The organism is Streptomyces sp. NPDC048496 (assembly GCF_043200055.1).
GTDB lineage: Bacteria > Actinomycetota > Actinomycetes > Streptomycetales > Streptomycetaceae > Streptomyces.
Genome location: NZ_JBICXB010000014.1, coordinates 18,848 through 45,223, shown reverse-complemented (window position 1 = coordinate 45,223; position 26,376 = coordinate 18,848). Strand labels below are relative to the sequence as shown.

General features: G+C 68.8%; 23 protein-coding genes. 11 read left to right on the top strand and 12 right to left on the bottom strand.

Annotated elements, in window-relative coordinates; translation table 11 throughout:
* The first annotated feature begins 2 nt into the window (after positions 1-2).
* Positions 3-3,200, top strand: coding sequence for a type I restriction endonuclease subunit R (locus ACGFSA_RS16200; protein ID WP_393304604.1), 3,198 nt, complete (start codon positions 3-5; stop codon positions 3,198-3,200).
* Between the two features lie 162 nt (positions 3,201-3,362).
* The gene (locus ACGFSA_RS16195; RefSeq protein ID WP_393304602.1) at positions 3,363-4,031 is read left to right on the top strand and encodes a hypothetical protein; all 669 of its coding nucleotides are present in this window, start codon (positions 3,363-3,365) and stop codon (positions 4,029-4,031) included.
* A gap of 162 nt (positions 4,032-4,193) precedes the next feature.
* On the opposite strand, the gene ACGFSA_RS16190 is transcribed toward ACGFSA_RS16195, so the two are convergent.
* Together ACGFSA_RS16190 and ACGFSA_RS16185 are read right to left on the bottom strand one after the other, a co-directional pair.
* Positions 4,194-4,406: a DUF397 domain-containing protein gene (locus ACGFSA_RS16190; RefSeq protein ID WP_393304600.1), complete on the bottom strand. Its 213-nt coding sequence runs from the start codon at positions 4,404-4,406 to the stop codon at positions 4,194-4,196.
* Positions 4,403-5,269: a helix-turn-helix domain-containing protein gene (locus tag ACGFSA_RS16185; protein ID WP_393304598.1), complete on the bottom strand. Its 867-nt coding sequence runs from the start codon at positions 5,267-5,269 to the stop codon at positions 4,403-4,405. Before ACGFSA_RS16185 ends, ACGFSA_RS16190 begins: the two co-directional genes overlap by 4 nt.
* Before the next feature lie 335 nt (positions 5,270-5,604).
* On the opposite strand from ACGFSA_RS16185, the gene ACGFSA_RS16180 reads away from it, so the two are divergent.
* The gene (locus tag ACGFSA_RS16180; RefSeq protein ID WP_393304596.1) at positions 5,605-5,961 is read left to right on the top strand and encodes a hypothetical protein; all 357 of its coding nucleotides are present in this window, start codon (positions 5,605-5,607) and stop codon (positions 5,959-5,961) included.
* Between the two features lie 343 nt (positions 5,962-6,304).
* On the opposite strand, the gene ACGFSA_RS16175 is transcribed toward ACGFSA_RS16180, so the two are convergent.
* Positions 6,305-6,532: a DUF397 domain-containing protein gene (locus ACGFSA_RS16175; RefSeq protein ID WP_393304594.1), complete on the bottom strand. Its 228-nt coding sequence runs from the start codon at positions 6,530-6,532 to the stop codon at positions 6,305-6,307.
* A complete protein-coding gene (locus ACGFSA_RS16170) occupies positions 6,529-7,401 on the bottom strand; it encodes a helix-turn-helix domain-containing protein (RefSeq protein WP_393304592.1) in 873 nt (290 codons plus the stop codon). Before ACGFSA_RS16170 ends, ACGFSA_RS16175 begins: the two co-directional genes overlap by 4 nt.
* A 148-nt stretch (positions 7,402-7,549) precedes the next feature.
* On the opposite strand from ACGFSA_RS16170, the gene ACGFSA_RS16165 reads away from it, so the two are divergent.
* Positions 7,550-8,020 (top strand): ATP-binding protein, encoded by a 471-nt coding sequence (locus tag ACGFSA_RS16165; RefSeq protein ID WP_393304590.1) that lies wholly within the window; start codon positions 7,550-7,552, stop codon positions 8,018-8,020.
* Between the two features lie 12 nt (positions 8,021-8,032).
* On the opposite strand, the gene ACGFSA_RS16160 is transcribed toward ACGFSA_RS16165, so the two are convergent.
* The 4 genes from ACGFSA_RS16160 to ACGFSA_RS16145 form a co-directional block, all read right to left on the bottom strand.
* Positions 8,033-8,881 carry an SDR family NAD(P)-dependent oxidoreductase gene (locus ACGFSA_RS16160; protein ID WP_393304588.1) on the bottom strand — a complete coding sequence of 283 codons (849 nt, stop codon included), beginning with the start codon at positions 8,879-8,881 and terminating at the stop codon, positions 8,033-8,035.
* Between the two features lie 35 nt (positions 8,882-8,916).
* Positions 8,917-10,302 (bottom strand): hypothetical protein, encoded by a 1,386-nt coding sequence (locus ACGFSA_RS16155; protein ID WP_393304586.1) that lies wholly within the window; start codon positions 10,300-10,302, stop codon positions 8,917-8,919.
* A 126-nt stretch (positions 10,303-10,428) separates the two neighbouring features.
* Positions 10,429-11,073: a guanylate kinase gene (locus ACGFSA_RS16150; RefSeq protein ID WP_393304584.1), complete on the bottom strand. Its 645-nt coding sequence runs from the start codon at positions 11,071-11,073 to the stop codon at positions 10,429-10,431.
* Complete coding sequence (locus tag ACGFSA_RS16145; RefSeq protein ID WP_393304582.1) at positions 11,070-11,672, bottom strand: AAA family ATPase; 603 nt, start codon at positions 11,670-11,672, stop codon at positions 11,070-11,072. Before ACGFSA_RS16145 ends, ACGFSA_RS16150 begins: the two co-directional genes overlap by 4 nt.
* Before the next feature lie 319 nt (positions 11,673-11,991).
* Here ACGFSA_RS16145 and ACGFSA_RS16140 point away from each other — a divergent pair, with 319 nt between their 5' ends.
* The 4 genes from ACGFSA_RS16140 to ACGFSA_RS16125 all read left to right on the top strand — a co-directional run bounded on the left by ACGFSA_RS16140 (position 11,992) and on the right by ACGFSA_RS16125 (position 16,614).
* On the top strand, positions 11,992-13,581 hold the full coding sequence (locus ACGFSA_RS16140) for a protein kinase (RefSeq protein WP_393304580.1): 1,590 nt from the start codon (positions 11,992-11,994) through the stop codon (positions 13,579-13,581).
* A 68-nt stretch (positions 13,582-13,649) separates the two neighbouring features.
* Entirely contained in the window at positions 13,650-15,782 is a 2,133-nt protein-coding gene (locus ACGFSA_RS16135) for a UvrD-helicase domain-containing protein (RefSeq protein ID WP_393304578.1), read from the top strand.
* 114 nt (positions 15,783-15,896) lie between these two features.
* Complete coding sequence (locus tag ACGFSA_RS16130) at positions 15,897-16,169, top strand: type II toxin-antitoxin system Phd/YefM family antitoxin (protein ID WP_393304576.1); 273 nt, start codon at positions 15,897-15,899, stop codon at positions 16,167-16,169.
* Positions 16,162-16,614, top strand: coding sequence for a PIN domain-containing protein (locus tag ACGFSA_RS16125; protein ID WP_393304574.1), 453 nt, complete (start codon positions 16,162-16,164; stop codon positions 16,612-16,614). The genes ACGFSA_RS16130 and ACGFSA_RS16125 overlap by 8 nt, the downstream gene beginning before the upstream one ends.
* 68 nt (positions 16,615-16,682) lie before the next feature.
* Here ACGFSA_RS16125 and ACGFSA_RS16120 read toward each other — a convergent pair whose 3' ends face one another.
* Complete coding sequence (locus ACGFSA_RS16120) at positions 16,683-16,838, bottom strand: hypothetical protein (protein WP_393304572.1); 156 nt, start codon at positions 16,836-16,838, stop codon at positions 16,683-16,685.
* A gap of 329 nt (positions 16,839-17,167) precedes the next feature.
* Between ACGFSA_RS16120 and ACGFSA_RS16115 the strand changes: the two genes are divergently transcribed.
* Positions 17,168-17,641, top strand: coding sequence for a hypothetical protein (locus tag ACGFSA_RS16115; protein ID WP_393304570.1), 474 nt, complete (start codon positions 17,168-17,170; stop codon positions 17,639-17,641).
* A gap of 107 nt (positions 17,642-17,748) precedes the next feature.
* Here the strand turns inward: ACGFSA_RS16115 and ACGFSA_RS16110 are convergent, their stop codons facing one another.
* From ACGFSA_RS16110 to ACGFSA_RS16100, 3 genes are all read right to left on the bottom strand, one after another.
* Complete coding sequence (locus tag ACGFSA_RS16110; protein ID WP_393304568.1) at positions 17,749-19,830, bottom strand: hypothetical protein; 2,082 nt, start codon at positions 19,828-19,830, stop codon at positions 17,749-17,751.
* Between the two features lie 294 nt (positions 19,831-20,124).
* Positions 20,125-22,203, bottom strand: a complete 2,079-nt coding sequence (locus ACGFSA_RS16105) for a PQQ-dependent sugar dehydrogenase (protein ID WP_393304566.1) — start codon at positions 22,201-22,203, stop codon at positions 20,125-20,127.
* 102 nt (positions 22,204-22,305) lie between these two features.
* Entirely contained in the window at positions 22,306-23,268 is a 963-nt protein-coding gene (locus ACGFSA_RS16100) for a hypothetical protein (RefSeq protein WP_393304564.1), read from the bottom strand.
* Between the two features lie 352 nt (positions 23,269-23,620).
* Here ACGFSA_RS16100 and ACGFSA_RS16095 point away from each other — a divergent pair, with 352 nt between their 5' ends.
* The gene (locus tag ACGFSA_RS16095; RefSeq protein ID WP_393304562.1) at positions 23,621-24,349 is read left to right on the top strand and encodes a response regulator transcription factor; all 729 of its coding nucleotides are present in this window, start codon (positions 23,621-23,623) and stop codon (positions 24,347-24,349) included.
* Positions 24,342-26,318: a sensor histidine kinase gene (locus ACGFSA_RS16090; protein WP_393304560.1), complete on the top strand. Its 1,977-nt coding sequence runs from the start codon at positions 24,342-24,344 to the stop codon at positions 26,316-26,318. The genes ACGFSA_RS16095 and ACGFSA_RS16090 overlap by 8 nt, the downstream gene beginning before the upstream one ends.
* Positions 26,319-26,376 lie beyond the last annotated feature (58 nt).

Below are 26,376 nucleotides of genomic sequence, written 5' to 3'. Positions count from 1 at the left end.
CCATGAGCCCCATCCACACCGAGTCCGCCTTCGGGGACGCCATCGTCGCCGACATGGTCGAGCGCGGCTGGCGCGAAGCGCGCCCGCAGGACTACCGGGCCGATCTCGGCCTGGACACCAACGAGTTGTTCACCTTCATCGGCGCGACCCAGCCCGACGAGTGGAGCGAGCTGCTCACCGTCTACGGCGGCGACCCGAACGAGGCGCAGCGCGGGTTCGCCGGCCGCCTCGACCAGGCCATCGCCACCAACGGCCTCCTCGACGTCCTCCGCAACGGCGTCAAGGACCGGGGTGTCCTGCTCCGCGTCGCGTACTTCAAGCCGAACCTCGTCGCACACGAGTCCGTGCTCGACGGATACCGGGCCAACCGCCTCACCGTGGTCCGCGAACTCGAGTACGCGACCAAGCAGGCCGACTGGGGCAACCGGCTCGACCTCGCCCTCTTCCTCAACGGAATCCCGGTTGCCACGGCCGAGTTGAAGAACCCGCTGACCAAGCAAGGGGTGGAGCAGGCCAAGGAGCAGTACCGCACGGACCGCGACCCCACCGAGCTGATCTTCACGCGCCGGGTCGTCGCGAACTTCGCCGTGGACCCGGACCTGGTCTTCGTCGCCACCCAGCTCAAGGGCAAGAACACCCGCTTCCTCCCGTTCAACACCGGCTCCAACGGACCCGGCCAGCCCGGCGGCGCCGGGAACCCGGCCCCGACCGCCTACGGCACGTACGCGACCTCCTACCTCTGGGAGCAGGTCTGGCAGCCGGACAACTGGCTGGACCTCCTCCAGCGGTTCGTGCACCTGCACAAGAGCAAGACGCCCGGTGGCGGCACCACCAAGACGATGGTCTTCCCCCGGTTCCAGCAGTGGGACGCCGTCAAGAAGCTCACCGCGCACGCCGCCACCCACGGCGCGGGCCACGACTACCTGGTCATGGCCTCGGCCGGCTCGGGCAAGTCAAACACCATCGGCTGGCTCGCGCACCGCCTCAGCGACCTGCACACCTCCACCGATCCCCGCGAACTCGACACCGAGGCCCTCGCCAAGGGTCCCAAGCCGGGTGTGCCGGTCTTCGACAAGGTCATCGTCATCACCGACCGCCGCAACCTGGACGCCCAACTCCGCGAGACGATCGGCAACTTCGAGCAGACCGCGGGCCTCGTCGTGAAGATCGACGAGAAGTACGGGGCGAAGGGCGAGCAGCTCGCCAAGGCGCTCTCCCGCGACACCGGGAAGATCGTCACGGTCACCCTGCACTCCTTCCCGGCACTGCTCGACTACCTCCAGCGGAACCCCACCGAGATCCGCGGCAGCCGCTTCGCGATCATCGTGGACGAGGCACACTCCTCGCAGTCCGGCGACGCCGCCACCGCCGTACGGTCCGCCCTGCGCGACCTCGGCCTGGACTCCGACTCCGACGACGCAGGCGCGACCACGGTCAAGGCCTCGGCCGCCGCCACCCTCGACGAGCAGCTCAAGAAGAGGGCCGAGCAGCGTTCCCGCGCCGCGAACCTCTCCTACTTCGCGTTCACCGCCACGCCGAAGGCCAAGACCCTCGAACTCTTCGGCACGCTCCAGGACATCGACGGCAAGGCGACCTACCGGCCCTTCCACACGTACTCCATGCGACAGGCGATCGAGGAGGGCTTCATCCTCGACCCGCTGCGGAACTACGTCACGTACAACACGTACTGGAAGCTGGTGAACCAGAACCCCGACGAGCGAGAGGTCGACCCGTCGAAGGCGAACGGCCTGCTCGCCCGGTACGCGCTCACCCATGACTCGACGGTCGCCCAGCACGCCCAGGTGATCGTGGAACACTTCGTGGCGCACAGCCGGGGCCGCCTCGGCGGGCGGGCCAAGTCCATGGTGGTGACCGCCTCCCGCCAGTCCGCCGTGCAGATGGCACGCGCGATCAAGAGCTACATCAAGGACCGGGACTACGACACCAAGTACCCCGACCTGGGCGTCCTCGTCGCCTTCTCCGGCTCACTCACCGTCGACGGCGAGGAGACCACCGAGCCGAAGGAGAACGGCGGGCTGTCGGAGAGCGCACTGCCGAAGGCGTTCGCGTACACGCGCGCCGACGACAAGGCCGCCCGAGCCGGCGGTGCGGGCCAGCGCGAGTACAGGATCCTGGTCGTGGCGGAGAAGTACCAGACCGGCTTCGACCAGCCGCTGCTGACGACGATGTACGTCAACAAGACGCTGACCGGCATCTCCGCCGTCCAGACCCTGTCCCGGCTGAACCGGACCGCCGAGCGCAAGACCCAGGCGGACCTGGCGGTACTGGACTTCGTCAACGACGCCAACGACATACAGGACTCCTTCCGCCCGTACTTCGAGGAGGCGATGACCCTCCCCTCCGACCCCAACCTGCTCTACACCGCGCAGAGCCGAGTCATGCAGGCGGCGATCCTGTCCGGGCAGGAGATGGACGACTTCGCCGCCGCGTACTTCGCCGCCAAGGAGAAGGCGGCAGGCTCACAGTCCAAGTGGGAGAAGCTGCACGCCGAGCTGTACCGGCTGCTCTCCCCCGCCGTCGCCCGCTTCACCGCTCTGCTCGAAAGCGACGACGAGGACGACCAGGAGACCGCGGAGAGCTTCCGCGCCGACCTCAACGACTACGTCAGGAAGTACGGCTTCCTCGCGCAGATCGTCCCCTACCGGGACGCCGAGCTGGAACGGCTGCACCTCTACGGCCGCTACCTCCTCAACCGGCTGCCGCGCCGCGCGGACGGCGGCGTGGACATAGGGGAGGTCGACCTCAGCCATATGCGGGTGGAGAAGACTGGCGAGTACGACGTCTCCCTTACCGCCGAGGGACCGACGACGATGCAGGGCTTCGGCGACGGCTCGGGCGGCGCGAAGGAAGCGGAGAAGTCGCTGCTCTCGCAGTTGATCGAGAAGTTCAACGAACGCTTCGGCACCGAGTTCACCGAGCAGGACGTCATCCGGCCCTTCGAGGAGGCCAAGGCCGACCCGAAGGTACGGGCGGCGGCCGTCGTCAACGACGAGGACAACTTCGGTCTCGTCTTCGACAACGTCTTCGCGGACAAGATGGCCGACCACATCGACACCATCGCGGGCATGGGCCGCCAGTACTTCGGCCCCGACAAGGGCTTCAAGTCCAGCCTGGACCGCAGCGCCCGCAAGGCCGCGTGGCGGATGATCCGCCGCGAGGAGGGCCTGGACGACGTCTGACGCGTACGCCCCGGCTGGATGTGCCGGCCGGGGCGCCCTTCCGAACCCGTGAAAGTCAGGCTCGGGGATCGACTGCACATGTCATTGGATGCCTGCGTACAAAACTGTGCGCAGTGCAAGTTGTCCTCTTCGTGAGGCGCAACGGATCTTGAGGGGGGAATTATGAACCACGCGGCGGGCGAGTTCGACGGGTCTCGGCTCCAGAAGGCCGTCGAGACGATCGTCATCACACCGGAGGCGGCCACCAAGCTCGTGGGCGGTTACCGTGCGACTTTCGACGCCAAGTTCAAGCGGGAGCCCGAGAGCCTGGAGGACAAGCGCCGGATCGCCGCCAAGATAATTGGCCGATACTCCAAACTTTCGGCAGCCGCTGGGGCGGCCACCGCGGCCCCGAGCGTGATTCCGGGGATCGGGACGGCGGTCGCGGTCTTGGGCGGTGGTGCCACCGACATTGCCGTGGCACTCAAGCTCCAGGTCGACATGTGCATGTGCCTGGTTGAGGTGTACGAGACCGAGCTGAGCAGTGAGGACAAGAAGCACCTCGCCTTCGTGCTCGCGTTGGCGGGTTCGGCAGAACAGATGGCGACAAAGGGCGGCAAGGCAGCGGTCCAGAAGATCGCCGAGAAGTTGGTCTACCAGTACCTGAAAGGTCCCGCCTTGATCACGATCAAGCAGTTGTTCAAGCGGGCTTCCGTCACCTTCACCCAGAAGGCGATGGCCAAGGCTATTCCAGCCGGCGTAGGTGTCGCTTTCAGTAGCTCAACCAACTACGTCCTGACGACGGTGGTGGGCAAGGTCGCCGTCGCTGTCCTGGCCAAAGACGTGAAGTAGCAACGCCATCGGATCCGGTCGCCAAGTGCCCTGGGTCCGAGCTGGTGGTTGGCCCCCGGCTCTTCGGAGCGCGGGCGTCGTTCCGTCTCAGGTAACCGTGCAAGACGTGGGAGCCCAGCCGCCTGTGCGACTGGGCTCCCACAGGGGTTACGAACGTACGGCTCAGGTGGTCTGGTCGGCGGCCAGCCGGACGAGCCCGGCCCACGCGTCGGGGGTGACCGTCAGAACCGGTCCGGATCGGACCTTCGAGTCCCGGATGTGTACGGCGTCCGCTGCGGCTGCGATCTCTACACACTCGCCACCCCCGCCGCTGCTGTAACTACTCTTGAACCAGGCCGACTCCGACACAGTCAACTCGGTGCTTCGCAAGGTCATTTCACTCCCAGCAGTTCCTCGATGAAGTCCAGCGACTCACGAGGGGTGAGCGCCTGTGACCGGAGGATGCCATATCGGGCTTCGAGCTCACGGATCTTTCCGGCGCTGGTGTACAGGCGACTGTCGTCCTGGACCTCGGTGTACGCGATCCGTCGCCCTTCGGCGTTGTCGATCAGGTTGAAGGGCCCGCCCAGCCCCGCATGGTCCTCTCGGTCGGTGGGCATCACCTGAATCTCCACGTTGCGGTTCTGCCCCACGAGCAGGACCTGCTCCAGCTGTTCTCGGAGTGTTGCCAGTCCACCGATCGGCTTGCGCAGCACCACTTCCTCGATGATGAAGCTCAGAAGGGGGGCTGGGCGACGAGTGAAGATTTCCTGCCGCGCCATCCGTGCCGCCAACCGCTGTTCAATGACGTCGTCATCCAGCAGAGGGCGCTGCATCTGGAAGACGGCCTTCGCATACTCCGTTGTCTGCAACAGGCCCGGCACCGCAAGAGCCGCGTACACGGACAGGCCAACCGCGCTCGCTTCCAGCCGCGCCATGTCCCGGAAGAACGCCGGATACTGTGCCCGCCCCACCTCCTCCTTCAGCGCCTTGAGGACGCCCCCGGCGTCGAGCACCTCGTCCGCGCGATCGATGAACCGGGGCGAGGGAATCCGCCGCCCCTGCTCGAAGGAGGCGATCGACTGGCCTGCATAACCCGTGAGCTTCCCGAACTCCGGCCGTTCCAGGCCCGCCCGTACCCGCAGCAGCTTCAACTGCCGCCCGAACGCCGTCACCACGCCCGATCCCGGCTCGTCCTCCGGCCTCGGCCCGGCGTCTTCCCGCTCGCCCTCGCCCTCGCCCTGCTCCACCGACTCCATCCTCCCCGGCCCGGTTCCCCGGCCCAACGCGCCCGCCCCGAGCCGGTCACGCCGCGCACCTCGTACACCTCCCGCTCCGTCGCGCACAACCGGAATGCGGCGGAGCGTCACCACTGGTCACGCTACGCCACCGCTGGGAGCGTCGGGGCATGAACAGCGAGACCGCACCCCCCCGACCGCGTCCCCCGGCCCACCAGCCCCACAGGCCACTTCGCGATGCCGTTCAGCTCCACCCCCTATGGCGGATGATCCGCCGCGGGGAGGGCCTGGACGACGACGTCTGACGCGTAGGCCCCGGCTGGATATGCTGGCCGGGGCACCCTTGGGAGGACATCGTGAGCACACAGCCGGACCACGGCACGGAGCTGGTACCGCGCCCCGAACGTACCCCCGACGCCGTCCGCGTGGCGCTCGCCCGGATCGCCCCTCACCGCCTGGACGAGATGGAAAAGCACAAGGAAGAAGCACTCGCCGCCGCCATCCGGACCAGCAAGATCGGGCACCTTCAGCACTGGCTGACCCACTGGGCCGCGCAGGTGGAGATCGAGCGTCGGCCCGATCTCTCCGGACGCCGTAGCCGTGCTCTCGCCACGATCCACGGCACGACCAGCAAGGACGACCCCGCATTCCGATCCGCCATGGACGAGCTGCGGGCCGTCGAGGACGCGGCGACGCAGGCGGTGTCCGAGTGACGTGGAGGTGGGAGTACGACCCCAGCGAGGCGTACGTCATCGGCGGAGCACCGCCGGCGTTTGTCGCCGAGGTCGAGAAGAAAGCTGACGAGCTGGTGCGGGCTGCTACCTCGACGGAACGCAGTACGAAGGGCTGGGCCCGAAGGGAGACACCGCACATATCGACAGCGGATTCTTCGTCTACCTCATCGTTCCCCGGCATGAATGCGTATACGTTCGCCAAGTGACCTGGATCTGATCCGGCGGTCGGCCCCCGGCTCTTCGGAGCGGGGGCGTTTTTGTCTCGGCTAACCGTGCAAGACGTGGGGGCCCAGCCGCCTGTGCGACTGGGCACCCACGGGGGTTACGAATGTAGGGAGCAGATGGTCTGGTCGGCGGCCAGCCGGACGAGCCCGGCCCACGCCTCGGGGGCGACCGTCAGAACCGGACCGGATCGGACCTTCGAGTCACGGATGTGTACGGCATCCACGGCGGCTGCGACCTCCACGCACTGCCCGCCCTCGGCGCCGCTGTAGCTGCTTTTGCACCAGGCGAGTTCCAGAGCGGCATCCGAGCTACCTGCGGTGTTCATGGCTCTCCCAGCAACTTCTCGATGAATCCCAGGGACTCTCGCGGAGTGAGAGCCTGCGATCGAATAATCCCATAGCGCGCGGCAGCGAGGCGCACCTCTTCTCGGTCCGTCAGGAGGTTGCTGCGCCCTTGGACCTCCATGTACGTGACCTGCTCGCCGCCCTTCCGCGTAAGAACCGTGAACGGGCCGTCCACTCCTGCGTTGTCCTCACGGTCGAGCGGCATGACCTGGATCTCCACATTGCGCTTCTGGCCGATGAGCAGCAGCTGTTCGAGCTGCCCTCGCAAGACTGATTTCCCGCCGAGGGGCTTACGCAACACAGACTCTTCGAGCACGAAGCTGAGCAGTGGCGCAGGCCAGCGATCGAAGATCACCTGCCGAGCGAGCCGCGCTGCCACCCGCAGCTCGATCGTCTCCTCGTCCAGCAGCGGGCGCCGCATGGCGAGCAACGCCCGCATGTACTCCTCCGTCTGCAACAGCCCGTTGACCACGTGGGAGTCGTAGGCGCACAGTTCGACCGCTTCCGCCTCCAACCGCGCCATGTCCCGGAAGAACGCCGGATACTGTGCCCGCCCCACCTCCTCCTTCAGCGCCTTGAGCACGCCCCCGGCGTCCAGCACCTCGTCCGCGCGGTCGATGAACCTGGGCGAGGGAATCCGCCGCCCCTGCTCGAAGGAGGCGATCGACTGGGCCGCGTAGCCCGTGAGCTTCCCGAACTCCGGCCGTTCCAGGCCCGCCCGTACCCGCAGCAGCTTCAACTGCCGCCCGAACGCCGTCACCACGCCCGATCCGGGCTCGTCCTCCGGCCTCGGCCCGGCGTCTTCCCGCTCGCCCGGCTCGCCCTGCTCCATCGGTTCCGAAGTGTCCATCGGCCCCACCACCTCACCGGTCCAACGCCGCGCTCCGGACTCTGTCACGCTGCGTGCCACGTACGCACCGCGCACCGTCGCGTACAACCAACGCTCGACGGCGCGTCACCACTGTTCACGCTACGCCACCAAGCGGCAACGTCGAGGCATGAACAGCGACCCGTCACCCCTCCCCGTGCGTGCCGTCCGCCCCAGCCAACCCCGTTTCCTGTGGCACCACTTCACGATGCGCTTCAGTTCCACTCCACGCGGCGCCCGTCTCGCCCGACGCCTGGCCGGGGAACGCCTCGACGCCTGGGGCATCCCCTACGGAAGCGACGCCCACGACGTGCTGACGCTGATCGTGGCGGAGCTCAGCGCGAACGCCGTACGCCACGGGCGCGTACCCGGGCGCGACTTCCGCCTCCGGCTCTCGGCCGAGGGCGCGACCCTGCGCGTGGAGGTCACCGACTCGCGCGGCGAGAGCATCCCGGCCCTGGCCGAATCCTTCAACGACGACCTGGACGGACGCCGCGGCCTCCTCCTGGTGGCCGCACTCACCGACCGCTGGGGCTGGTATCCGTGCGTCGACGGACCGGGCAAAACGGTGTGGGCCGTACTGGGCGGTGGACTGTCGTAGGCGCTCGTCCACTCACGTGGCCGCCCCGCCCTGCCGGACCGGAACCGTCCCCAGCCCCGCCTGCGGCTGGCCGCCGTCAACCGGGATGTGGGCACCGTTCACCGCACCGGAGGCCGGTGAGAGGAGGAAGGCGACAACTCGGGCGACGTCCTCAGCGTTCAGCAGGCGCCCGCTGGGGTTGCGTTCTGCGTACGCCTCATACGCCTCGGGGTCACGTCGGCGCAGGCGGTCCCAGCTCTTGCCCGGCAGGAGAATCGAACCAGGGCTGACGGTATTGACCCGGATTCCGTACGGGGCGAGTTCCTGACACAGGGCACCCGCGAGGTAGATCTCCGACGCCTTGGCCGCCCCGTACTGTGCCGGGAAGCGAGGCTTCCAGCCGGAGATGGAGGCGACGATCACCACGGAGCTGCCCGGACGCAGACTGTCCAGCGCCGACCGCACGGTGCGCACCGCGTGGCCGCCGTTCAGCTCCCAGGTCGCCTGCCAGTCCTCGCGGGTCGAGTCAAAGAGGCCGCCGCCCCGCTTGCCTCCGATGTTGGCGACCAGGCCGTCGAGGCCGCCGAGTATGTTTCCGGCCTGCCGGGTGAAGTCCTCCAGTTCATCCGGCGCCAGGACGTCCACGGATCCCGTCACGACCTGGGCGTCGAAGTCCTTGCGCAGCTCGGACGAAGCCCGGGCCAGAGTGTCTGGGTCGCGACCGCAGATCGCAACAGACGCTCCCTCGGCGGCAAGGAGTCGGGCGACCGCGTACCCCAGCCCCCTGCTGCCACCGGTCACCAGGAACGATTTGCCACGCAGTCCGTACGCGACAGCCGGTGCTGCCACCGCGCTCTCTTCGGCCTCTTCACGCTGGTCCATGGGCCTCACTCTGTCACCCGGCCATCCCCAGGGACTCAACGCACCAGCTTGCGGATGACGATGCCCACAATGAGAGTGGTGAACAGCATTCCCGCTGCTGTGAACGAGACCGCAATCGCCGACCATTCGGCCGTCTTGAGCTCGGACGGCATGCCGGTGCCGACGTTCAGCCACAGGGCGAGGGCCAGAACGAAGCTCTTGCCGGCGGCGGTCACGTCCGTAAGATCTCGTCCTGGTTCGCGCACCGCCCCCACCAGATGGAGCACCACCCCCGTCAGCACGACCCCCACTGCCAGCACACGAGCCGGGTTGCGGGCCCGCACCCCCCAGCCGAGGACCCCGCCAAGGATGCCCTGCCCGATGGCGCGCCGCAGCGGCGGCAGGGCTGCTGCCTCGCGCTGGCGCGCAAGGTAGTAGAGCTCGTCGACTTCGCGGTTCCGGTTCCTTCTGGCCAGTGCCGACCGTACGGACTCCAAGGCAACAGCGGTCACTTCGGTGAAGGAGCGTTCCAGGAACGAAAGGGCTTGGGAGCCGTTGCGGAAGACCTCGCCGGCCAGTTCCATGTCACCGACGCTGGAGAAGCTGTCGAGGCTGTAGCGGGAGCTGCCGGACGGAAGTCCGAGGGTTCCCGTGACCGAGGAGCCGTGGAGGCTGATCACCGAAGTCGATTCGGACGATGAAGTGAGGGACATGAGCGTCGTGTTGTGAAGGGCAAGGCGGGCAGTCGTATCGGCCCGATCGCTGCCCGAGCTGTCACAGAGCCGGAGGTTGCGGACCTCCACGGGTCCTCTGACGGTGCTGTTCGTGATCGTGCTGTCCTCGACAGGAATGACCAACCCGTTCACTCGCACCGTCTCACTGCAGCGCAGCTCGTTCGCCCGCAGCGGCTCGTCGAGTCGCACACGCTGCAAGATGAGCTCGCGTGTCTCGACATCGTCGAGTTCGATTGCAGACAGCCAGAGATCGTCGAACGTGACGTCCTCGCGGGCACGCAGCCCTCGCACGACCACACGCGGTCGGCCGAGGCGGCCGCCGGTGGCCTGGCTGCGGACCGCGAGCGCGGATACGCGCGTGTTGCTGATCCGGATCGGTCCGCGCAGAGCGTTGATCTGTACGAGCTCCTCCACGCGGAGGCGCTCCAGCCGAGTGTGCCCGCACGAGTGCAGAGCAAGAAAGTCCAGGGCGGAGTCGATGATCGTGACCTCACAGCCCATCGAGGCATTGCGGATGGTCAGGCGGCCGATCCGGGAATTCACCACCAGGAGCGCGTCCGCCTCCACGTGATCGACGACCAGTTCATCGATGTGGCAGGAACGTACGGTGAGCGCCCCGTCGATGCTCATACGGTCCAGGGAGACTCGGTCGGCCGAGACTGTGTCCAGCAGCAGGTCCGTCGTGACCTCGTCCTGATGCAGGTGCACGCTGCGATCACTGACGGTGCGCTGGCGACCGATTCTCGCCAGGTCCTCCAACGTCCGGACAACTCCCACCGGCATCCCCCTGCTGCTTGTGGCCGTTGATGTCGCTGTGCATGTGCTCGGATGTGCTCACGCACGGCGCTGAGTCGCGCTCCGGCGAGCCCCGCTTTCGTCCGTGCCGAGCTCGAGAGTCGCGAAGAGCTCCTCCGCACTCAAGACGTCCGGTGCCCCGTCGAGCGCGTAGGCGATCTGCTTGGCAGCCGTCTCCCGATCCGTACGGTCCATACGCACCACCAGGTCGAACAGGTTCCGTACGTCGGAGTCGAGAACGTCCTGTGCGGTCTCGTCCCAGGCGGTAAGCCGCTTCGGTGTATCGGTATCTCCCCGTTCGCGGGACCGTGCCTCGCACACGTTCCTTGGAACCCAGAGGAGGACGCGCAGCCACGAGGTCGCCCGACTGCGGTCCAGCAGCGTGCGCATGTCAGTGACGTTGCCGATGTGGGTGATGGGGGTCCGGCCCCGCTCCTGCGGCTGCGTGAGGGAGAGGTCATCGACTGCGTAGATGTTGCCGTATCGCCGGGTCTCCACAACGATCCTGTCCTGGTGGCGCAGGTCATCGAGTTCCTCAGCGGTGACGAACCGGTATCCGGCTGACCGGCCGGTCCCGTGCTTGAGCTTGATGACCGATTCGAAGCGTGTGTCCGCGGAGCAGAGGGCTGCCGTCACCGTGTCCTTGCCTGCGGTGGGGGGCCCGTACAGAACGATCGCGCTCACGAGTCCCCCAGCAGCCGCTGTGCGATGGACTCGACCTGCTCGGCCAGCGGGCGTGAGGTTCCGATGCGGTTGTCGATGACGTGGTGAGACGTCATCGGCCGGAGGCCGAGGTCGAGTCCGTTCGTGTACGTGGGCCAGTGCGTCAGCTTCCACGTATCGCGTGAGGCATTGCGCGAGATCAGCCGGTCTCGCATCGAGTCCAGGTCGCTGTCCACCCAAAGAGTCTCGAAACGGGCTCCGGCTCTGCGACACCGGCGTTCCACTCGAGACGTCCATTGCGCATCGGCGCTCTCGACGAGGAACGGCGCCACGGCGACCACGGACGTTCCGCACTCAAGGTTCTCCCAGACCGCCTTCATCAGGCACTCGTACTCCAGAGGCCTGGCGTGCTCCAGGTAGGCGGGACTGTGGCGGTCGTCCGGATCCCCGCCAAGCGCGAGCAACAGTCGCTCGGTCATCGGGCGGCTGATGGTGTCCTTGTCGAGCATGGCCCATCCGGTTGCCGCCGCCAGGAGCTTGCCGGCCTCGGACTTGCCCGACCCGGCATACCCGGCGACAAGAACAAGGGTGATAGTGCTGGTGCCTAACGCAGTGGTCACGCTGTCCGCCCCCGAGACGTCTCGATACAACTGCGCCCACCTTAAGGGCGGCTGGGGACTATACCGCTCACACTCCTGGCATGTTGGTGGCAATCAAGCCGCGAAGGCCGCGGACTCACAGGCCGCTGAAGTGCTCCGAACGCCAGGACCTGCGACCAGCCTGGTAACGAGCCACCCGGCTGACCGGAAAGAGACGCCTCAGCCCCCACCAACGCGCCGCCGCTGGACCCGGATCGCTCTACCGGAGAGACTTGACCCGACCATGTCGGGGCAAGCGCCGCAGCGTGCCCCGGCCAGCACACGCACGCACGGGGGCAAAGTGCCGCAGCAGGTGATCTCGGGCCGTTACGAGCTGCTGGAGCAGTTCAACGAGGGCGGCATGGGCGTCGTATGGCGCGGCTATGACGCTGTCCTCGACCGGCCCGTCGCCGTGAAGGTCATCCGGCAGGCGTCGATCACCACCCCGCACCTGGCCGAGGAGTTCGCCAAACGGTTCCGCCGCGAGGCCCGTATCACCGCGCGCATCCAGCACCCCGGGGTGCCGCAGGTGTACGACGCGGTCCTTGACGAGTCGTATGAGCGGCTGTTTCTCGTGATGGAGCTCGTCGACGGCATGTCGCTGTCGGCCTACCTCCACCCCGACCACCCCTTGCCCATCAGTTGGGCGGTCGCTGTCGCCGCGCAGGTCGCGACCGTGCTGTCGCATGCGCACGACGTGCCGGTGATCCACCGCGATCTCAAGCCGGGGAACATCCTGGTCGCCCGCGATGGCACGGTGAAGGTCCTCGACTTCGGTATCGCGGCGATCCTGCGCACCGACGTCACCAAGCTGACAGCGACCGGAAGCCCCGTCGGCACCTACCAGTACATGTCGCCCGAGCAGGTCCGGGGCGGGCGCATCACCCCACAGACCGACCTGTACGCGCTGGGCTGCGTCCTGCACGAACTCCTCAGCGGACGGATCGTGTTCACGGCGGAGAGCGATTACCTGCTGATGTTCCAGCACGTCAACGCCGCCCCCACCCCACTGCGGCAGCTGCGGCCCGACATACCCGAGGCGCTGGAGGAGCTGGTGCTGCACCTGCTGTGCAAGGCGCCCGAGCAGCGGCCCGCCGACACGCAGGAGGTGTACGAGCGGCTGCTGCCGTTCCTCCCGCCGCCCGGCAAGGAGCCCACCGCGGCCGAGGCCGGACCGGTCGGTGTTCCCGACCCGACGGGCCTGTTCCGCCACCCGTACGCGCCCCGCGCCCGCGCCCAGGCGTCGCCGGCCGGAGGTGCTGCGCCCGTTGTCCCCGCCCCGCACGCCCAGCCGGTGCCCGTTCCCGCCCACCTGCGCCAGGACATCAAGGAGGCGTACGACCATTCCGACGCCCTCCTGGAAGAGGAACGCTTCGCGCAGGCGGCCGAGGTGCTCAGTGAGGTCATCGAGCCCGCGGCCCTCGCCCTCGGCTCCGAGAGCAAGCAGGTGCTGGCACTGCGCCGCCGGCGCGCGGCGGTCCGCCTCCTCGGTGGCGACTACCGGACGGCTCTGCCCGAGTTCGACAGCCTCGCCGACGCCTACGCCCGCATCACCGGCCCCACGGGCGAGCAGGCACGGTCCTGCCGCGCCCAGGCCGCCCGCTGCCGTGCCGAACTGGGCCAGGTCACCGACGCGCTCGCCGCGCTCCAGGGCGTGCTGAACGTCGTACGGACCCTCGACAGCGACGTCAGCGAGGAGGCGGTCGAGCTGCGGCACAACATCGGGATGCTGCTGCTCGCCCAGGGGCGAGCCGCCGAGGCCCGGCAGATCCTCGAACCGCTCCACGAGGACATGTGCATGCTGTTCGGCCCCAAGGACGAGATGAGCGTCGAGATCGCCGAGGCACTCGCCGTGATCCACCTCGGGCTCGACGGCGACGGCGCTGGATGAGCGACACGTACCTCTCGTAGCAACGTGAACTCCTAGGACTTACGCAGCACGTACCAGAACGGATCATCATGCCGCACCTCGCCTTCGACATAGGCTTCTGCGCCCAGCTCAGCAAGCTCCAAGGCACCGTCAAACAGGGGGTCTTCGATGCCTGGGAGAAGTTCGAGCGCCTCACCCTGGACCAGCTCTTCAAGGACCAGGGGCTGAAACTGGAGGCGCTGAAGCAGGCCAAGGATCCGCAGATCCGGACCATCCGCATCGCCCAGGGCACCCGCGGCGTGGTCCTCGCCCCCGACCGTGGGGACACCTTCGTTCTGCTGCGCGTGATGCCGCACGACAAGGCCATCGACTGGGCGATCAAGCAGAAGGCCAGCATCAACGCGGTCACCCGCGCCGTCGAGATCCGCGACATCGAGATGCTCGACGAACTCACCCCCGCCTACGAGCGGATCGCACCCGCACCCGACCAGCGACTGTTCTCCAAGGTCTCCGACGGCGACCTGACCGCCCTCGGCATCGACGAGACCACCCTTCGCCAGGCCCGCGTCCTCACCAGCAAGGAACAGCTGACCGTCTTCGCGCCCTACTTCCCGCAGGACCAGCGGGAGGTGCTGGAGTACCTGGCCGAGGGCTTCACCGTGGAGGAGGTCTGGCGCGACCTGGTGTCCCTCAACCTCCCCACCGCCTCCGCCGATCCGGTGGATACGACCGACTACGCGACCGCCATCGGCCACACCCGCACTCGTATCGCTCTCATCACCGCCTCCGACGAGCTGCGCGACATCCTCGACAAGCCGTTCACCGCCTGGCGGGTCTTCCTCCACCCCTCCCAGCACAAGGTGGCCTACCGGGCCAGCTACTCCGGACCGGCGCAGGTGACCGGCGGCCCGGGCACCGGCAAGACCGTCGTCGCTCTGCACCGCGTACGACACCTGCTGACCTTCCTGCGCGACGGCGAGCGCATCCTGCTGACCACGTACACCAACGCTCTCGTTGCCGCACTGCGCAGTGGGCTCGCCGCCCTCGTCGAGGACGAGGAGCTGCGCGACCGCGTGGACATCACCACCGTCGACGCCCTGGCCAGCCGGGTCGTCTCCACGTCACGCCGCCCGCTGCGGGGCGGCGAGGAGGAGACCCGCTGGGAGCAGGCCGCGCTCGCCACCGGCTTCACGGGCACCGCCCAGTTCCTTGCCCAGGAGTACAAGCACGTCGTCCTCGCGCAAAACCTGCGGAGTCCGGAGGAGTACGAGGTTGCCGACCGGCGTGGGCGAGGCAACCGCCTCCCAGCAGCCGACCGCCCCCTGGTGTGGAGTACGGTCCAGGAGTTCTCCGACCGGCTCGCCGCCGACGGCCTGCGCACGTACTTGGGAACGTGCGCCGAGGCCGCCGACCTGCTCGAAGCGAAGGGGCCCCTGTACCGGCACATCGTCGTCGACGAGGCCCAGGACCTGCACCCCGCCCAGTGGCGGCTCCTGCGCGCCGCCGTCCCCCCGCGCCCCGACGACCTGTTCATCGCCGGCGACCCGCACCAGCGGATCTACGACTCGAAAGTGTCGCTGAAGGCGCTCGGTATCAAGGTCGCGGGCCGCTCGACGAAGATGCGGAAGAACTACCGCAGCACGCACGAGATCCTCAGCTGGTCCACCGCACTGCTCGTCGGCCGCCCCATCGCACAGTTGGAGGACGACGACCGCAACGAGACCCTGCTGGGATACCGCTCCGCCCTCCACGGCAGCGGCCCCGCCGTGCACGCGGCCGCGTCGGAGAAGGCCGAACTGGTCGCCCTCGTCGCACAGATCCGCACCTGGACCGAGGCCGGTGTCAGCCCCGGCGAGATCGGCGTCAGCGCCCGCTTCAACAAGAACTGCGCCAAGGCAATCGAACGCCTGACGGCCGCCGGCATCCCCGCAGCACAGTTGCGGTCCGACGCCTCCGAGGACGCGCCAACCGTCCGCGTCGGAACGATGCACTCCTTCAAAGGGCTGGAGTTCCGGTGCGTGGCCGTCATAGGCGCGCACGACGCGGCGCTGCCCTATCCGGGTGCCGTGACGCCGGCCGACGTGGACCGCCTCCAGCACGAGGCGGATCTCATGGCTGAGCGCTGCCTGCTCTTCGTCGCCTGCACCCGGGCCCGCGACGGGCTGTACGTGTCCTGGTCGGGAGGGCCGAGTCCGTTCCTGGTCGAAGCGGGAGCGGCCTGAGGTCATGCCGGAGGGGCATACCCGCGCGGGTATGCCCCTCCGGACACCAGCCATGCAATGGCGTCCTCCGCTCGCATTCCGGCCGGAATGTAGAACGAGTAGTACGCTGGTGTCATGAGCGACAACAGGGATGTTCCTCTCCGGGAGCTGAATCAGCAGACCTCGCGCATCATGGCCCGCGTCGAGGCCGGGGAAACCGTGACCATCACCAAGGACGGCGTTCCCATAGGGGACATCGTTCCCCGCGGCTCCCGCCTGGGGCGGCCCTCGTATCCCTTCCGTACCGACCCGATGGGGCCGCTGGACCTTCCCGACCTGGGTGGGCCCGTGCTCACCGACGACGAGATCGACGAGGCGCTGCGGGGCATGGGTGCGGTCGATGAATGAGATTCCGGTCGCCATCGCCGACACGAACGCCCTGTACCGCCTGTTCACGCCCAAGGACCCACACCATGCCGCGCACCGAGATGCACTCAGTGCCATGGGCCACCTTGTGGTGTCGCCGATGGTGCTTACCGAACTCGACTATCTGCTGACCGCGCGGGTCGGTGCCGGTGCCTCGATGAACGCACTCGACTTCGTCGCTCGCCAGGTCGAGGCGCGGCGCTTCGAAGTACCCGAGGTGGCACCGCATCTGCGCAGCGCCATGGCGGTCATGCGCGGGTACCAGGACGCGGACGGCGGCCAGGGGGTGGGGCTGGCTGACGCGATGAACGTGGCGCTCGCCGCCGCATTCCAGACCGCTGACCTGTTCACCACCGACCGGCACTTCCGGATGGTGCGGCCACTCACCGCCCATGGAGCGTTCCGGCTCCTGCCCGACGACCTCTGAGGGCGGACCCGAAGCGGCCGGACCTGCTCCGCCAGCTAATCGGGCAGGCAGTCGGAGCTCTCCGCCCGTCACGCAGCGCTGCGCTTACTCGCCTCGCGCAGATCGCGCGCCACGGCCCGGTGGTACGCGGAGTCCGGCTCCCCCACCGCCGTGCCGGGCCGCCCAAACCGCAGCAGCCGGCGCCACCGTTCCTGGCTCCTGTCGGCCGGGGCCGTGGTGCGCACGAAGTCCTCGACCAGGGCGCGGAAACGTGCGGGGTCGCTGTGGAATACGCGGCGAGGCCCCTGGCTCGTGGAAGATCGCCCCACTTGTCGACGTGCGCGAACACAGTGTGGTGATCGGTCCGCTGCAACCAGTTCACGTCGTCGCAGCTGAAGAGGACCTCCACGCCGTCGTACTTCGAGACGCCGTACCCAGGGGGTTCCCCCAGGGGACATCTGGGGGTTAACCCCCAGCTGAGTCGGGGATTAACCCGGTCGCTCGGACGACGCCCGGTCCGTAGGTTCTGGGGTGGAATCGGAACACCGTTCCACTCAGCCTACGGAGGCCCCTCGTGACCGCCCCTTCGCGCTCGCAGACGCGCACTCTTCATCCGCTCGTCGCGGCCTTCGTGCGGTTCGTCGTGTGTGGTGGCGGTGTCGGGCTGGCGTCCAGCGGGGTACTCGTACTGCTCAACGACCGTATACCGATGGCCGTTGCCAACGCGCTGGTCACCGTCGTCTCCACGGTCATCGCCACCGAATTGCACGGACGGGTCTCCTTCCGGAGCCGGCGGAAAGGGTGGGGGGTTCATCTTCAGTCCGGGGTGACCGTCGCCGTGAGCTATGCGTTCACGACAGGGGCGCTGTTCTGCCTGTACGCCGTCCGGTCCGAGCCGTCGGCCCTGGTCGAGCAGACGGTCTATCTGTCGGCGTCCGCTCTGGCGGGCATCGGACGGTTCGCGCTACTGCGGGTCGTCGTCTTCGCCGACCGGGCCCCCGCGCCCGACGCCTCGCTCAGCAAGGCTGCGGTGGCGATGGCTGCGTGAGGTCGCCACCTTCCGGGAAACGTGGAGTGCGTCGCTGCGTAAGTCGCTGCGTAATTGGCTCCCGGCCCGCGGCCTTCGCTGCTTCCTCGGCCTCGTTCTCGGCGGCGTCAGCGCCGCCGCCTGCCGCCCCTGCCCCGGCCGCTCGCGCCCGGTCGGCGCCGCTGATGGCTGCGGCCGAGATGCGCGGCCGGCCGCCGACGGGCCTGCTCGGCGACCGTCCTCAGATCCGCCAGACCCGCCTGGTCGGGGTGACCGGATGCGAGAGCGGCCTCAAGTGCCTTATGGGCAGAGACTTCCTGGCTTCCCAAGATTTCGAGCAAGCCTTCGGGGCCCGCTGTCTCCAGGAGCTGGAGCAGACTCTCGGCGACCATGACGAGGCTCTCGGGCTCGTTGAGGTCCTCGGCGCCGAGGACCTCCCGGCGCACCAGGACACTCAGGGCAGTGGGGCCGAGGAGCGGGTCGCCGCGCAGGCCGCGCAGCAGGGCCTCGCCGTCCGGGTACGCGTCGACGAGTGCGTCCAGCATGGCTTCGGCGCGGGTACGGAACGGGGTCGTGCGCACCGCGTCGGTCAGCTTCTCCAGCGCCTCGGCAGGGCTCTCCCGGGCGGCGACCCAGGCAGCGAGTTCGGTGCGGGCGGCGTCCGGGTCGTAGTGCTCGGCGACGACACCGAGGAGCCCGGCGGCGGGGGCGTGGGCGAGTTCACCGACGCGCGGGGCATCCCGCCCCTCGGCAAGCAGCCGACGGCGTACGGAGTCGTGGCCGAGGGCCGTGAGACGGATCAACTCGACGGGCCCGGTGGTCAGTTCCGCCCGTTGCTCCTTGCTCCGCTCTTCGGCATCCTCGCTCTCCCCGTGTCCACCGGCGACTACGCCGAAGAGCTCGGCGAGCTCCGGCGGCATCCCGGCGGGTGGCAGCACGGACTCCTCGAGCGGTATGTCGAGGAAGACCGGGTCGGCCATGCCCTCGTGCCGCTTGATCGCGCCCAGGTCCTCCAGCACGTCCAATGCGGTGCGCAGATCACGGTCCGCATGTCCGAGTTCCATCTGCCAGGCGTAGGGCCCGGTCAGTTCGTACTCGGCGCGGTAGCGCAGGTGCAGCGAGTCGCGCAGCCGGGGCCAGGGCATGGCGTGCGGCAGGCTGTAGAGGGTGTTGAGAACATCTGGCACGGTGTCCTCGAAGCTGTCGAAGAGCATCGACTCGGCGTGTCGGCCGCTGCGGGCGCCCAGGAGTGGCACGCGCAGCTCGGAGAAGGTCTCGAAGGCGTGCCGCCACAGCGCGAGGGGGTCCTTCAGCAGGGGCTGCGCCTTGGCGACCGCGTAGAGCCGCCCCTTGACCACCCGTACCAGCCGGGCCTTCTTCGCCCACTCGACCGCAAGCCTCAGCCGCGGCAGCTGCGTGGAGGAGCGCACCGTATCCACCGCGTCGCCTGTCCCCAGCTCGGCGACGAGGGCTCGCGCGTCCGCCATTCGCAGGTTGCCCGTCGCGGTGAGCACGCGCCCCTCGGGGCCCGCCCAGTCGGCGATCCCCCGCAGCCACCGCAGCGCGCGGGACGTCTCGGCGCGTGCACGCAGCTCCTTCTCCGCGGGCAGCAGGACCGGCAGCTGCGGTTCGGCGCGTGTCACTGCTGCCGGGCCACGCGTCAGGTGGTTGCGCACCACCTCGTCCAGTACCTCCCGGTCGTACGGCACCTCGCCTTGCTGAGCTTGCTCCACGAAGCATTGAAGCGCCGCCGGATCCTGGACATCGACCCCCTGCTCGGCTGCGGTGACCGCCCAGAACTTCGCCATTCCCCAGCGGCCGCGGTCAGCCATGGCGGGGGCGTACCGCGGTGCGAGGGTCTCGACCGCAGCAAGGTTGTCGGCCGACGAGGCCCCGCGCGGGTCGCTGAGGCCCATCGCATCGAGGTAGCGCAGCAGGGCTGCAAGCGTGCCGGGCGCATCCGTCGGCTCTTCGCCGGGCAGCACGGTGGCCGTGCGCGGCAGCCAGTCCAGCAGATACTCCTCGATGTGCCGGGGCTCCCACAGCCCCAGCCGCCCGTCGCAGGTACCTCGGTGGCGATAATCGAGCGCCGTCCCGACGACAAACGGGTCCACGCTCTCGCCCCGCTCGCGGGCCCACTGACCCATCCGGCGGATCAGCAGCGAACGCGCTGCCTCGTATTCCTCGGTCTCCTCGGGCGCGAAGAACATCCTCATCACACCGGCCCTGCCTGTCCTGTCGTACGGCCGCCGCCCCACAGCATGCCAGCGGCCCCGGGCCTGGTGAAAATCACGGTTCCGCGGGACCAGGCGGTCACTATTGAACCGTAACCGGTCCGCCGGCGGCCGCAGGGGCTGACGGGGGGGACGAGATGATTCTGCGCTGTCGGCAACGGGTCCCCGTTGGGTTCAGGGCGCTGTGAAAAGTGCCGGGAAGCGGGAGCGAGGGCTTGGCCCCGTGCCGGTGCGGGAGCGGGCCGACGGTGACGGCCCGCTCCCGCGAGATCAGTCGCCGACCGGAGTGCCCGTCACCTTCAGGTGACGGACGCGGCCCTCGTTGTCGAAGGATCCGAAGCCCACCCGGCCCGAGGCGAAGACCGGGTCGGTGGCCGTGATCAGCGGGTTGCGGCTGCCGTCCAGGTAGACGGCGGTCTCACCGGTGTCGGCGCAGTGGGTGAGGCGCACCTTGTGCCATCCGTCGTCCTTGATCGCCGGAGGTGCACCGACGGTTCCGTTCCACTGGTCGTCGATGCGCAGCCGGTCGGCATCGTTGACGGTGAACATACCGTTGTGCGGGTAGATGCTGTTGTCGCTCGACAAGTGCGCGTACTGGAATCGGGTGTCCGACTGATAGTCCCAGATGAGAATGACGTCGCGGTTGGTGATCTCGACGGGGGTGTCGATCCGGACCTCCGCCTCGACGGTGACGGAGGAGTAGCGCGGACCCGCGGTCAGGACGGCGTACTCGAAGGGGCGGCGCGGTCCCGGGCGGGCGACGCCCGGCTCGGCCAGGATCGTCTCCCGTTCGGTGTACGCCCACTTGGCCGGGGTGACCGGCGCCCAGTTGTCGGGCCCGGTGGTGTGGGTGGTGGGGGTGTTGCCGATCTCGCAGTCGGCGAAGGTGCGGGTCCCGGTCACCTTCCAGACCTTGCCGTTGGCCTTCGAGACGATGTACAGGCCGCCGCTGCGGTCGGAGCCGAAGCGCAGGTCGACACGTTGGTCACCGGCGAGGTCGCGCATGGTGACCGTCTTCCCGGTGGACTTGTCGAACAGCATCAGCTGCTCGAGCGGCGCGAGGTCGGCGCCGCGGTGCATGTCTCGGGTGTTCGCGGCCAGGATCCGGCCGTCCACGAGGTCACCGAAGATGTACTTTCCACGTAGCGCAGGCGCGTCCTTGCCTCGGTAGACGAAGCCTCCGGCAATGGCGCGGCCCACATCGGACCGGCAGTTCCAGTCGCGTCCCGGGTCGTGGTCGTAGGCGGCGACCGGGTAGGTGTAGCCGTACCGGGCGTCGTCGGCCGGCAGGGGAAGGATGCGGGCACACGGGTCTGTGGTGTTCTTGTCGAATGCGAAGGCGCCTTCGCGCTCGCTCCAGCCGAAGTTGTCACCGGCCTTGACCTCGTACACCGACTCGATGGCGTGCTCGCCTATGTGGCCGAGATACATACGGTGGCTGCCGCCCGCGTCCCAGCTGAAGCGGTGCGGGTCCCGCATGCCTATCGCGTAGATCTCCCCGAGCGAACCGGGCTCACCGACGAACGGATTGGACGCGGGGATGCCGTACCGGCCGTTGGCGCTGTTACGGCCCGCGGGGTCGATCCGCAGAAGTTTGCCGTGCGGGAGCGTCAGGTTCTGCGGCTCGCTGTTGCCGACACCCTGCCCTCCGTCGCCCACCGCGAGGTAGAGAAGGCCGTAGTCCTCGTCGTGGGGCTTGGCCGTCGAATTGAAGTCGATCTGCTGAATGCCGTGGACCTGGCCGCTGAAGCCGATACGCAGCACCTCGCGATGGGTGCCGTGGAAGACGGCGGCGGAGGGGTCGTCGGCGGTCCACTCAGTGATGATGCCGTGATAGGTGGGCGTGCCGGCCTGCTGGTAATCGGGAGTCTCGGTGGCCTGCGAGGCGAGCTCGGTGTGGATGGTGTAGAAGCGCCCGTTCGCTCCGAACTCCGGGTGGAATGCGGCGTACCCGAAGCCCTGACCGAGACCGCGGCCCGAGAAGAAGTGCGGGAATGCCGCCTTGACGTCCAGGTAGGGGTGCGGGGTGCCCCCGGAGGTGCGCGTCGCGGCGCCGGGGTCGGTGAGATACAGGGTGCCGTTGAGGTCGGGGGTCGCCATCCGGCCGGAACCGTCGGGCAGTTCATTGATGGTGTTGATCCGGGCGTGGCGCATCAGGCGCGGATCCGTCGGCGCCGGGTCGGGTTCCGACTTGGGGAACTGTGCGAACTCCTGCAGGACGAGGCCCGTCCTGGACTGGACGGGCTTCTGCGGAATGGGGTCGGTCAGGGCGGCTGTCGCCGCGGCGGGCTCGTCGGCATGGGACGGCGCGGCGAGACCACCCAGGGCGAGGGCCGCGCTGACGGCCACGGCCGCCCAGTTCCTTCGATATGTACGTCGTGACGCCATGTGGGTCCCTTCGGGCCGGCGCGACAAGTAGGCAGGGTAAGAACGATTCAGGGATGACACCGGTCAGCGGCCCCCCGTCATGCGCCGGTACTCCGCCGCGACCGCTCCGGCCGGCACCGGGCGGTCCAGGAACAGGAGGTCGTCCATGCGGCAGTCGCAGGCGTTGTTCTCCCGGGTGTTCTGGGGGAAACTGCCGCCGATCTTGATGCCGCGGGGATCGGTGGGAGAGGCGCGGTGGGGCGCCGGCGTGGTGGCGAGTTCCCAGGGGTCGCCCGGCGTGACGTAGAAGCCATCCAGGGGCTTGCCGTCGCGGTAGAGGGCGAGGGTGCCGTCGCGGAAGTCGAACGTCGCGGCCAGGTGGACCCATTCACCGCGGGGCAGCAGTTCTTCCCAGGGGGCGCCGGCAGCGAACGTCTGGGAGGCGCCGCTGTCCAGGCGTCTGCCCAGCGCGACCAGCTTCAACTCACCATTGACCTGGATGAGTTCGAGCAGCGCACGCACCGCGTGACCGTCAGAGGTTCCGGACAGTACGCCGGCCAGCCCGATCGCGTTGTAGCGGTCGCTCGGGTTGGCCGTGTTGGAATTGAGGGCGGGATTGTCGCCCGTCATCTTGAACCAGCCCATGACGGTGGCACCCCGGGCACTGCGGAAGGCCCCGAGGGATGACATGCCCTCGGCGTCCCAGGCCCCGGCCTTCCAGTCGTCGTTGCCCGCGGTGGCCGGATTCTGCTGACGTACCTGCAGGGCGGGCGAAGCGCCCGGGTAGGCCTCGTCGGCCACGCGCATCGCGGAACCGCCGTTGATCAGGCTGAGCGTGGTGCCGGAGCGCCCGATGTCCTGCTCGCGACCGGGGTCGGCGGGGTCCGGGTGTCCGAAGTCGTACGCCGCCACGGCCTGGGCTCGCAGCGGAGTGTGGGCGGTTGAGGGGCGGGCCGCCTGGGCCGGAAACGTGGCGGCGGCAAGCGAGGCGGTCGCGGCGAGTGCGGCGACGGCGAGTGAGTAGCGTCTGGTGCGGGGCGGTGACATACAGCCTCCCAGCGGCAGCAATGGGGCAGCGAAGGGGCAGTCGACCGGGGTCTCCCGATCGACAGAAAGCGCTTTCGTCCGTGTGCGGGGACCATGTAACCCCTTCGCCGCGACCCTGACAATGGGCGTGTACTCGCCAATTTCTTGGGCGCTCTTCGGCGGCGCGCGGACCTCCTTGCGGACCAGGACGCAGACCGCGAGCAACCCATCGGGGCGCAGACGCCACCACCGCCGACAGCGTGTGGGCAGCGTTCGCGTGAACCAGTCGTGCACGGCGGCCCGCCGGCGGGCGGCATCTCCGCCGATGGCTTGCCCACCGGACCGCGCCCCGCGCTCACCTACGATCGACCGCGTGTGCGCAAACGTCATCGTCGCCGAAGACGACAAGAAACAGGCCGAACTCGTACGCCGCTACCTCGAACGCGAGGGCCACGCGGTCACCGTCGTCGGGGACGGTCTCGCCGCGCTCGACGAGGTGCGGCACGGGGAGCCCGACCTGCTGGTCCTCGATGTGATGATGCCGCGGGCGGACGGGCTCGATGTGGTGCGTGTCCTGCGCGCCGAGCACCGCGAGCTGGCGGTGCTGATGCTGACGGCCCGGACCACCGAGGACGATCTGCTGCTGGGTCTCGACCTGGGTGCGGACGACTACATGACCAAGCCGTACAGCCCGCGCGAACTGATGGCCCGGGTCCGGACACTCCTGCGCCGCACGAATCGGCCAGGACAGGCGGCCCCCTCCGCGGACGCCGTGGATGAGGTGCTTTCCGTGGGCGCACTCAGAGTTGACCCCGCCCGGCACGAGATATCGGTCGACGGTACGTCGGTGGAATGCACGCCGGGCGAGTTCCGCATCCTCGCCGCGATGGCCGCCGAGCCCGACCGGGTCTTCAGCAGGCAGCGGCTCCTGGAGGAACTGCACGGCTTCGACCGGTACATCAGCGACCGCACGGTCGACGTGCACATCATGAACCTGCGCAAGAAGATCGAGCCGGCCCCGCGGAAGCCGTCCCGGCTGCTCACCGTCTTCGGAGTCGGATACAAACTGACCGACCCCGCAAGGGGCACGTCGCGTGCGTAGCCGTGGCCGGCTGGACCGCCGGCGACTGCCGCTCCGCAAGAGTCTGCTCGTGCGGCTGCTGGCCGTATCTGCGCTGGTGGCGGCCTGTTCGGTGGCGGCCACTGCCTGGCTCGCCGTACAGACCACCTCCGGTGCCATCAAGCAGGAGCAGGGCCAGAACCTCACCGCGGATGCCCGGATCTACAACAAGCTGCTCGGCTACGCGGCGGGCCATTCCAGGTGGGACGGTGTCGAGAGGACGGTGCGCGAACTGGCGACGCGGTCGGGCCGCCGGATCGCCCTGACCACCGAGGGCCGGGAGATCATCGCCGACTCCGCGGCCGGGGCGTCCCCGCCCGCGCTTCCCACGCAGGCGTCGGCCGTGGTCGACCCGCTCTCCGTGGACACAGCTCTGGCGGCGCAGTCCTCCGGAGCGACCGGCACCGCGGCCGACCGTGTCGACCCGCGGGCCGTCGGACCGTTCCGCCTGCCCCCGGCCGAACGCACGCAGTTGCGTCGCACGGCCGACCGGGGTGTGGCGTGCCTGAACAACGCCGGGATCGCCTCGGACGTCGTCGAGGAACCGAGCGGGCGCCCCCGCATCCAGATCGTCGGCAACGACCCCGACCGGATCCTGGGCACCAGATGCTCGACCGACGCGCTGGACAGTCCCACCAAAACCGAGAAGAAGGCGCTCGGCGCGCTCAATCAGCTGGCCGACGCCTGCCTGGACCGGCAGGGCCGCGCGGGTGTCCAGCTGCGCCTGGACCTCTCCTGGGGCCAGGACACCAAGCTGGAACCAAGCACGGGCCCGGCCCGCCGCCTCGCCACCGCCGCCCCTGCGCCGGCCGTTCAGAGCAGTGACAACGACCGGGCGATCGCGTCGTGCGTCGGCGCCGCCCGCCGCGAGCAGCTCAGTTCGTACGTCGCCTCGCCCGCACTCCTGTTCATCGGGGACGCGGGCGGCGCCACCGTCCCCGGTTTCGATCTCTCACCGGCGAACACCGCCCGTATCGCAGGTGTCGCGGCCCTGGTCCTCGCTCTCACCGTCGGCGCCTCGGTGCTGGCAGGAGTCCGGCTCGTACGGCCGCTGCAGGCGCTCACCGGTGCCGCCGAGCGAGTGCGGGACGGTGAGGAGTCGGCGCCCGTACCGGTCACGGCGGACAACGAGATCGGACGACTGGCCGCCGCCTTCAACGACATGACGGCGCATCGCGCACGCCTTGAGGAACAGCGGAAGGTGATGGTCAGCGATGTCGCCCACGAGTTGCGCACCCCGCTGAGCAACATCCGTGGCTGGCTGGAGGCGGCGCAGGACGGCGTGGCCGACCTCGACGCGGCTTTCGTCGCCTCGCTCCTGGAGGAGGCCGTTCAGCTGCAGCACATCGTCGACGATCTCCAGGACCTGGCCGCGGCCGACGCCGGCGCGCTGCGTCTGCACCCGGCGCCGGTACGGATCGACGACCTCCTCGGCCAGGTCGCCGCGGCGCACCAGGCCCGCGCCGAGACGGCCGGAATGACGCTGACGGTACGCACGGCCGACCCCGGGCCCCCTCCTCTTCCCCTGACCGCCGACCCGGTACGACTGCGGCAGGCCCTCGGCAACCTGGTGTCCAACGCGATACGCCACACACCTCCGGACGGACACGTGACCCTGCGAGCGTACGGCTCCGAGTCAGGTGACGAGGTGGTCGTGGACGTCGAGGACACCGGCAGCGGCATCTCGCCCGAAGACCTCCCGTACGTCTTCGACCGTTTCTGGCGCGCGGAGAAGTCGCGGAGCCGCCGCACCGGCGGCAGCGGCCTCGGCCTGGCCATCGTCCGCAAACTCGCCGAGGCCCATGGTGGCGCGGTGAGCGCCGCGAGTACGGAGGGGAAGGGCTCGGTCTTCACGCTGCGCCTGCCTGCGAGCCCGCATCGCACACCGGCGGGCCGACCACCGAAACCGTCGGACCGTCCGGACGAGGTCGCCCCGGACCATCGGAGCTGATGCGATGACCACAGCGATCTGACAGCTTCTTCATAAGTTCACGCGAGGCTGACGGCAT

Coding starts and splice junctions, on each gene's coding strand:
- ACGFSA_RS16200 (WP_393304604.1), top strand. CDS start 3: ATGAGCCCCATCCACACCGAGTCCGCCTTCGGGGACGCCATCGTCGCC.
- ACGFSA_RS16195 (WP_393304602.1), top strand. CDS start 3,363: ATGAACCACGCGGCGGGCGAGTTCGACGGGTCTCGGCTCCAGAAGGCC.
- ACGFSA_RS16190 (WP_393304600.1), bottom strand. CDS start 4,406: ATGACCTTGCGAAGCACCGAGTTGACTGTGTCGGAGTCGGCCTGGTTC.
- ACGFSA_RS16185 (WP_393304598.1), bottom strand. CDS start 5,269: ATGGAGTCGGTGGAGCAGGGCGAGGGCGAGGGCGAGCGGGAAGACGCC.
- ACGFSA_RS16175 (WP_393304594.1), bottom strand. CDS start 6,532: ATGAACACCGCAGGTAGCTCGGATGCCGCTCTGGAACTCGCCTGGTGC.
- ACGFSA_RS16170 (WP_393304592.1), bottom strand. CDS start 7,401: ATGGACACTTCGGAACCGATGGAGCAGGGCGAGCCGGGCGAGCGGGAA.
- ACGFSA_RS16165 (WP_393304590.1), top strand. CDS start 7,550: ATGAACAGCGACCCGTCACCCCTCCCCGTGCGTGCCGTCCGCCCCAGC.
- ACGFSA_RS16160 (WP_393304588.1), bottom strand. CDS start 8,881: ATGGACCAGCGTGAAGAGGCCGAAGAGAGCGCGGTGGCAGCACCGGCT.
- ACGFSA_RS16135 (WP_393304578.1), top strand. CDS start 13,650: ATGCCGCACCTCGCCTTCGACATAGGCTTCTGCGCCCAGCTCAGCAAG.
- ACGFSA_RS16130 (WP_393304576.1), top strand. CDS start 15,897: ATGAGCGACAACAGGGATGTTCCTCTCCGGGAGCTGAATCAGCAGACC.
- ACGFSA_RS16125 (WP_393304574.1), top strand. CDS start 16,162: ATGAATGAGATTCCGGTCGCCATCGCCGACACGAACGCCCTGTACCGC.
- ACGFSA_RS16110 (WP_393304568.1), bottom strand. CDS start 19,830: ATGTTCTTCGCGCCCGAGGAGACCGAGGAATACGAGGCAGCGCGTTCG.
- ACGFSA_RS16100 (WP_393304564.1), bottom strand. CDS start 23,268: ATGTCACCGCCCCGCACCAGACGCTACTCACTCGCCGTCGCCGCACTC.